This is a genomic window from Sphingomonas bacterium (assembly GCF_903642285.1).
Taxonomy (GTDB): Bacteria; Pseudomonadota; Alphaproteobacteria; order Sphingomonadales; family Sphingomonadaceae; genus Sphingomonas.
Genome location: NZ_CAHJWJ010000032.1, coordinates 23,766 through 30,616 on the forward strand (window position 1 = coordinate 23,766; position 6,851 = coordinate 30,616).

Sequence of the window (6,851 nt, forward strand, 5' to 3'; positions counted from 1 at the left end):
GGGAAGAACAATGAAGTGGTACGCATTCGCCTTAGCGGCAACGATGGTGTCCGCCGCCGCATCGGCGCAGGTCATTCCGGAGAACACGCCGGTGACGGTGCGGACGCTGGAGGAAGTTTCCTCGAAGACGGCGCAGGTCGGCGATCCGGTGCGCATGGAGGTGATCGACGACATCGTCGTCAACGGCGTCACCGTCGTCCCCGCCGGAACGCCGGCCTACGGAGAGGTCACCGCCGCCCAGAAGAACGGTCATATCGGCAAATCGGGCAAGCTGACCATCGAGGTCGAGGGCGTCAGATACGGCAACGGACGGATGCGGCTGCGTGGCTCGCGCGACTCGCAAGGATCGGGCGGAGGCACCGCCGCGATCGCGACGGCCGCGCTCGTGTCGCCGCTAGGCCTCCTGATCCACGGCAAAAGCGCCGCTGTGCCGATCCACACGCGATTCATGGCCTATGTCGCCAACGACACACCGATGGTGGGCGCGATGGTGCAGCCGTTGCCGAGCAATGGCACCGGCTCGTCCCGAACCAGAGGGCGTCGCTGATCAGCGCGCCTCCGCCGCGCTGGAAATCGTCGCTGTCCCGACGAGGATCATGATCGCGAGTCAGTGGAGCGGGTGAAGGGAATCGAACCCTCGTCGTAAGCTTGGGAAGCTTCTGCTCTGCCATTGAGCTACACCCGCAATGGATGACCGGCCGACTGCCACAAGCGTCCCGCCCGGGTCAACAGACATTGCGGATCAGCGGTGAGACTGGCCAGCCCACCATTCTCCGCTCACTCCGTCAGCGCACCATTATAGGCAACCTCGAAATTGCCCCAGCGGCGACCGTTGAAGTATAACGGGACGTAGACGCTCTTGATGAGCACGGGATCGGTCCCGCGATCGATCTGGTAGACCGACATCATGAACGGCGCGTCGCTGGCGGTGGCGCGGGCGGTCGCGGCGTCCATAAGGATACGCCGATTGCGGCAATGCAGGTCGTTCCATTCGTGATCGCCCGCACGCGGGGTCAGCGAGCGCGACGACTGGTGCGTGACGAGATAGCCGTTCATGTCGGAACACACCGTTCCTTCCACACGGTCGTGATCGCGCCCGAGCTGGTCCAGGATCGGACGGATATGCACGTCCGCGAACGCGTTGAACCTGTTGTCGAACCGCGGCGGGCTCGACCCTTCGATCGGCCGGTAGGCCGTGTCGAAAACATCCTCCGCGCGCAGTTCGCCGCGACCCAGTGCCGCCTCGACCACGCGCCGGACCGCGTCTCGCCCGCGGATCGCCACATCGACGAAGGACTGGTCGTCGGCGGAAAATCCCCCGGTCACCATTCGGTCGAACATCCCGTTCGCCAATGCCTCGAGCGTGTTGACCCGGGTCGCGGCCTCGCCGAGCCGGACGCCGTTGGTCTTCGCATCGGCAATGAACCCGGCGAGACCGTCGGTCATCCGGTCGATCCCCTGCAGCACCACCGAACTGGAATGCGCGGTACCCTCGGCCTGCGCGCGGACGAATTCGGCGAGCCGGGTAACCTCGTCCATGACGCCGTCGACCGCGCCGAACTGCGATTGCGCGCTGCGGGCGCGATCGACGCCCGATCGCAGTTCGGCGGTGATCGTCTGCGCCTCCTCATATAGCGACGAAATGCTCGTTTCGATCCGGTCGTTGGCGGCGCGCGTGCTGCCCGCCAGCCGCTTCATCTCGTCCGCGACCACGGCGAAGGCGGCCCCCCCGCCCCCCGACCGGGCAGCCTCGATCGTCGCGTTCAACGAAAGGACCTTGGTCGTCTGCGCGAGCCCGTCGATCTCCGCGGTTGCGTGCTGCACGGCACCCATCGCCCCGGAAAACCGCGCGATCCGTTCGCCGAGTTGAACGACCAGTTCGGTCAGCGCAGCAAAATCCTGGATCGCGCTGCCCACCAGACGTGCGCCCGTCTGCGCATTGTCCAGCGACATTTCAGCCACGCGCAGTCCGTCGGCGGAGGATTGCGCGCTGGTTCGCTGTTCGTTGGACAGCGCGGTGGCGACCGAGTCCAGCGCGACGAGCGTCTGGCGCTGATCGTCGATACTGTTGGACACGCGCTTCAGGTGGCCAAACGCATCCGTTGCACCGATCGCGACCGCGCCGCAGCTATTGGCGATGTCGTCGACCGCGTCACGAACCCGCGCCTCGAGCATCTGATTGCGCTGGCGCAGTTGCTCCTCGCTCGATCGCAGCGCGTCTTCGACTTCGCATTGCCGGGTCATGTCGACACTGGTGCCGAACCAGCGGAGGATCGTGCCGTCCGGATCGCGGTGCGGAACGACGCGCGTGAGAAACCGGTGTAAGACGCCGTCATGCCCGCGCAACGGAAAGATCTGCTCGAACGGCGCGTCCCCGGCGATCGCCGCCTGCCAATTGTGCATGACCTCAGGCAGGACCGCCGGATCGTGCACCGATTTCCACCCCGACCCTTCCATGTCGGCCGGCGTCGTTCCGCAATAATCGTGCCAGCGGCGGTTACACCACATATTAGAACCATCCGCGTCGGCTATCCAGCACAGCACGGGCAGGTTGTCGGCGAGAACGCGAAAGTCGGTATCGCCCAGCGCGCGTGGGGGCGTCGGCGTTTTCGATGCCAGGTCCGGGCCCGGCTCATGCGCGTCCGTTTCGGTCTGAAGCATCGTAGCCCAATCACATTGCGCTGCGTCAATCGCACGTCTTGGTTAAATTCCTGTTTTCGACGAATGCGTCCGCTCCGCAAACCACTGCAACCGCTTCACACTGGCGCTGTGTCGGGTTCGACCGGGGTCGCTGGCTATGACGCGGTTATTCGCCATTCAGCCGGCCGCACCGATCATGATGCGGTGCCGCCAACCGGCGCATCGGAAGATCGTTCTCGAGGGATTAACCCTGTATGATGTCGTTCGGAGACGGTGACGCCGGTTCGGAGGCTGTCACATCGTCGCGCCTATTCGAGATCGTTCTCGCTGACCACGATCAGCGTGGCGTCGTCGTCGCGCGCCAGGGCCGCGAGCGAGGCGTCGGTGATAGGATCGATGAACCGATTGAACATGTCGACGGCATTGTCGTCGGCGTCGGGCCGATCGCCGCTCAGCGCCTCCAGCACGTCATATTGCACCGCGAATTCATATTCGTCGCCGTCGACTTCCGCGGTAAATTCGACCTGTTGTTCCTCGATATTGTCGAGGATCGTCGCGTTGTCGATGTCGAGGCGGTTCGCAGCCATATGATCGTCTCCCCAAGTCGCGTCATTGTCCCGCGAGGCTCGGGCTAGACGCCGCAGGGATCAAACGGTTCCGTCTTGCAGCAGCGGACCGGCAATTACGCGGCGAGCGCCCGCGTGCACGGTGTCGGGTGTCCCGGCAGGATCGCGAGATAGCATCGAGCTTCGACGAAGCATCACGTCGACGTCGCCGATGGGCGGATTACCGCGATGCGACCTGCGTGTTCGCCTTGGCAACCCATTGCGCGACCCGGTCGCCGGCATCCTTTCGGACGAAACATGCGCCGCCATGCGCACGGTAGCGGTCGCACAGCGCATTCGCATCGGTGCGCACGAAGCCGCCGACCGACAGGCGATAGAAGGTGCCGCTCCTGGCCGCGAAGGTCATGCCCTGCGGGATGCGCGACCCCATGTCCCCGAGCATATGCCGCGCGCGGCCCCAGGCATCCCTGGCAACGCCGGCATTCGCGAACGCGCCGATCTGTACCACGAACGGACCCTTCGCGATGGTACGACTTGGCGACGGGACTGCGGCGACCTTGGTTGCGCCCTTCATCGCCGGGATCGTGACGACGGGCAGGCTTTGCACGACTTCGCGGCGTGGCGCGAAAACCGGACCGGCTGTGGCGGTGGCTGCTACCGCCGTCGACGCGGCGACCGGCAACGGCTCGACGGACGCGCTCGCCACGACCGGGGACGGTGCAACCGCCGCGACCGCGACCGGCGGCGTCTGCATGTGCAGCGCCAGCGCGACCGGCTGACCATGGTCGACCGTCGCATGCACGCCGAGCAGGGTCGCTACCTGGTCCGATGCCGCCGCGGGCTGCGCGAAGCCGGCCCATTGCTGCAGCCGGCTATCGAGCTGATCGCCGGCCAGATCCATGCCGGCGACGAGACGCGCCGCCTGCCATTGTCCCGCCAACGCGAAGCTGAGCGCGAGGTTCTGGCGTGCCTTCGCATCGCCGGCGGGCGAACGAACCAGTGTCGTCAGTAGCGTTATCGCGCCCTGCGTGTCGCCGGCCAGCGCGAGCGCAAGGCCACGGTCGCGGACGGGGATGATATCGGCGTGATCCGCCAGTTGCGCGCGCGCCGCCTGCCAGTCGCCGGTCGCGATCGTAGCGAGCGCCTGGTTCAGCGCGGCCTTGCCGTTACCCGGCGACAGCTGGAGCACGTCGGCATAGGCTTGGCGTGCGGAAGCGAAACGGCCCGCCTGGATATAGCTTTGCGCCAGCAGCAGCCGGTATGCGACGTCGCGCGGCGCGGCACCAACCGCGCTTTCAGCCGATCCGACCGCGCCGGGGCCGTCGTGCCGCGCCAACGCCTTTTCCGCCCGCGCGGCATCTTGCACCGCATCCTTGGCCGCGGCATCGGTTGCGTGATCGCTTGCGGATGCGATGCCGAAGTCTCCGGCGGCACCCCCAAGCATCAGCGCGGAAAGAGCGATCGGCAGCAGGGTGCGGGTGTTCATCGCGAAGGTCCTCTTTTGAGCCGACCCTTGGCCGGAGGAAGCTGCACGGCGAGAGTTTCGACCTCCGGCAGCGTCGACAGGAGTTGATCGAGTGCCTGCGCCAACAGCGCCTGCGCCGACCGGTTGGTGATCGCACTGGCCAGCCGCATCCGCAGATGGCGATCGGCGTCGAGCCGCAAGGTGAAGGCGCACTTGCCCGCATGCGTCGTTTCGCGCCGCAACCGCGCGGCGGTCGGGACGGAAATCGATTTCACCGCGACCAGCGATTCGGCGACGGACGGTTCGGCCGCGGGCGGCGCCGGATCGGGCGCGATCTCGGCTGCCAGCGCGGCGCGTTCGACCAGGACCGCGGGAAGCGGTATTGCGGGAATGACCGGCTCCGGTGCCCCCTCCAGATGCTGTGCGACGATGTCCCGGTCGGTCGGTCGGTCGGTCTGGCCCATATCGTTCCAGCCAAGGTCTTCCAGCGGATGCGCGGGCGCGGCGAATGCGTCGAAGCCCTGCCCGCCATAGCCCTGCGATCGCATCGCCGGACGCGCCTGCCCCTTGCGCGCCAACAGGCCCGAGGAAAGGGTTGCGAGCCCGCTCGCCGGCTGTCCACGCATCACGCGACCACCCGGCGGCCAAAGCCGCCATTCGCCGTACGGTTGCCGTGTCCGGCCGGTGCGTTGGGCACGCTGAAGACGGTGCGGCGGAAATTCTTTTCGAGCCGGTCTGCGATATAGTCCCACAGCGCGACGACCTCGGCAGCCGATCGGCTGGCCGGATCGACCTCCATCACCGTTCGGCCGTCGATCATCGACGCCGCGAAGTCGACACGGTGGTGGATCGTGATCGGCGCGACGGTGCCGTGCTGGGACAGCGCGACGGCGGCGTCGGCGGTGATCCGCGCCTTGGGCGTTGCGGCGTTGACGACGAAGATCGCGGCCTTGCCCGCGCGCTCACACAGGTCGACCGTCGCGCCCACCGCGCGCAGATCGTGCGGGCTGGGGCGCGTCGGTATGACGACGAGCTCGGCGACCTGGATGACGCTCTGGATCGCCATCGTGATCGCAGGCGGCGTGTCGATGACCGCGAGCTTGAACCCTTTCAGGCGAAGCGCTTCCAGATCGGCGGCGAGTCGCGCAACGGTGGTCTGCGCGAAGGCTGGATATTCGGTCTGGCGCTCGTTCCACCAATCGGACAGCGATCCTTGCGGGTCGATATCGATCAGTACGACCGGGCCCGCGCCGGCGCGCTGCGCCTGCACGGCCAGATGACCGGACAGGGTCGTCTTGCCCGACCCACCTTTTTGCGATGCCATCGCGAGAACGCGCATAGTCCCCCGACCCTCCCGGTTGCCAGACATCGGACTGCCATGCAGACGCCTAAGAACAGGTTAACGGCGCACGACCGCGTTTGCGCAGGCCGATCTACGCACCCTTTGCCAATCGCGACGAACATCGGCATGGTGAACGACGGTTTAGGCGAGTTGGGGTAGATCGATGCGCAAGGTCATTCTTACGGCGATAGGCATTGCGGCGTCGAGCGCGGCGGTACCGGCGGCGGCGGACGTGAAGGGTGGCGTCGATGCCTGGAGCCGCGGCGACTACAAGGCGGCGGTCGAACAATGGCGCGGGCCGGCGGTTGCCGGGGATGCGGATGCTCAATTCAACCTTGGCCAGGCGTACAAGCTCGGTCGCGGCGTCCCGCTCGACCCTGCGCAGGCGGAAAGCTGGTTCCAGAAGGCCGCGACGCACGGCCATTTACAGGCCCAGGACAATTACGGCCTTGCGCTTTACCAGGATCATAAGCTGTCCGACGCGGTGCCCTGGCTCGAAAAATCGGTAGCGCGGGGCGAGCCACGCGCGCAGCTTGTCCTTGGTACGATGCTCTTCAACGGCGACCGCGTCGGCCGCGATTACCCGCGCGCCTATGCGCTGATGACGAGAGCCGCCGCGCAGGGTCTGCCGTCGGCTTCCGAAACGCTCGCGCAGATGGATCAGTATATCTCGCCTGCGGACCGCGAGAAGGGCACAGCGCTGGCACAGCAATATGCCGCTCAGGCGGCCGCGATGCCGCGGCCTGCGGGTAACGGTGCGCTGGTCGCGGCGCGTCCTACGGTACGCCAAACGGAGGTGCCGCCGTCGCGGGGCATGCCGACGCCGGCCCACCCGCCG

At 66.6% G+C, this 6,851-nt stretch carries 7 protein-coding genes and 1 tRNA gene; 2 read left to right on the forward strand and 6 right to left on the reverse strand.

Features of this window, described 5'->3' with window-relative positions; genetic code table 11:
* Nucleotides 1-10 precede the first annotated feature (10 nt).
* Nucleotides 11-547 carry a hypothetical protein gene (locus tag HUU99_RS13830; RefSeq protein ID WP_174287162.1) on the forward strand — a complete coding sequence of 179 codons (537 nt, stop codon included), beginning with the start codon at nt 11-13 and terminating at the stop codon, nt 545-547.
* A 64-nt stretch (nt 548-611) separates the two neighbouring features.
* On the opposite strand, the gene HUU99_RS13835 is transcribed toward HUU99_RS13830, so the two are convergent.
* The 6 genes from HUU99_RS13835 to HUU99_RS13860 all read right to left on the reverse strand — a co-directional run bounded on the left by HUU99_RS13835 (nt 612) and on the right by HUU99_RS13860 (nt 6,010).
* A tRNA-Gly gene (locus tag HUU99_RS13835) sits at nt 612-685 on the reverse strand.
* Between the two features lie 92 nt (nt 686-777).
* On the reverse strand, nt 778-2,661 hold the full coding sequence (locus HUU99_RS13840; protein ID WP_174287163.1) for a methyl-accepting chemotaxis protein: 1,884 nt from the start codon (nt 2,659-2,661) through the stop codon (nt 778-780).
* A gap of 287 nt (nt 2,662-2,948) precedes the next feature.
* On the reverse strand, nt 2,949-3,227 hold the full coding sequence (locus tag HUU99_RS13845) for a DUF1488 family protein (RefSeq protein WP_174287164.1): 279 nt from the start codon (nt 3,225-3,227) through the stop codon (nt 2,949-2,951).
* 199 nt (nt 3,228-3,426) lie between these two features.
* On the reverse strand, nt 3,427-4,692 hold the full coding sequence (locus tag HUU99_RS13850) for an SPOR domain-containing protein (protein WP_174287165.1): 1,266 nt from the start codon (nt 4,690-4,692) through the stop codon (nt 3,427-3,429).
* Nucleotides 4,689-5,297 (reverse strand): hypothetical protein, encoded by a 609-nt coding sequence (locus HUU99_RS13855; protein ID WP_174287166.1) that lies wholly within the window; start codon nt 5,295-5,297, stop codon nt 4,689-4,691. Before HUU99_RS13855 ends, HUU99_RS13850 begins: the two co-directional genes overlap by 4 nt.
* Nucleotides 5,297-6,010, reverse strand: coding sequence for a ParA family protein (locus tag HUU99_RS13860; RefSeq protein WP_174287167.1), 714 nt, complete (start codon nt 6,008-6,010; stop codon nt 5,297-5,299). The genes HUU99_RS13855 and HUU99_RS13860 overlap by 1 nt, the downstream gene beginning before the upstream one ends.
* 166 nt (nt 6,011-6,176) lie before the next feature.
* On the opposite strand from HUU99_RS13860, the gene HUU99_RS13865 reads away from it, so the two are divergent.
* Nucleotides 6,177-6,851 (forward strand): tetratricopeptide repeat protein (locus HUU99_RS13865; RefSeq protein ID WP_174287168.1); only part of this gene is annotated, 675 nt, incomplete at its 3' end.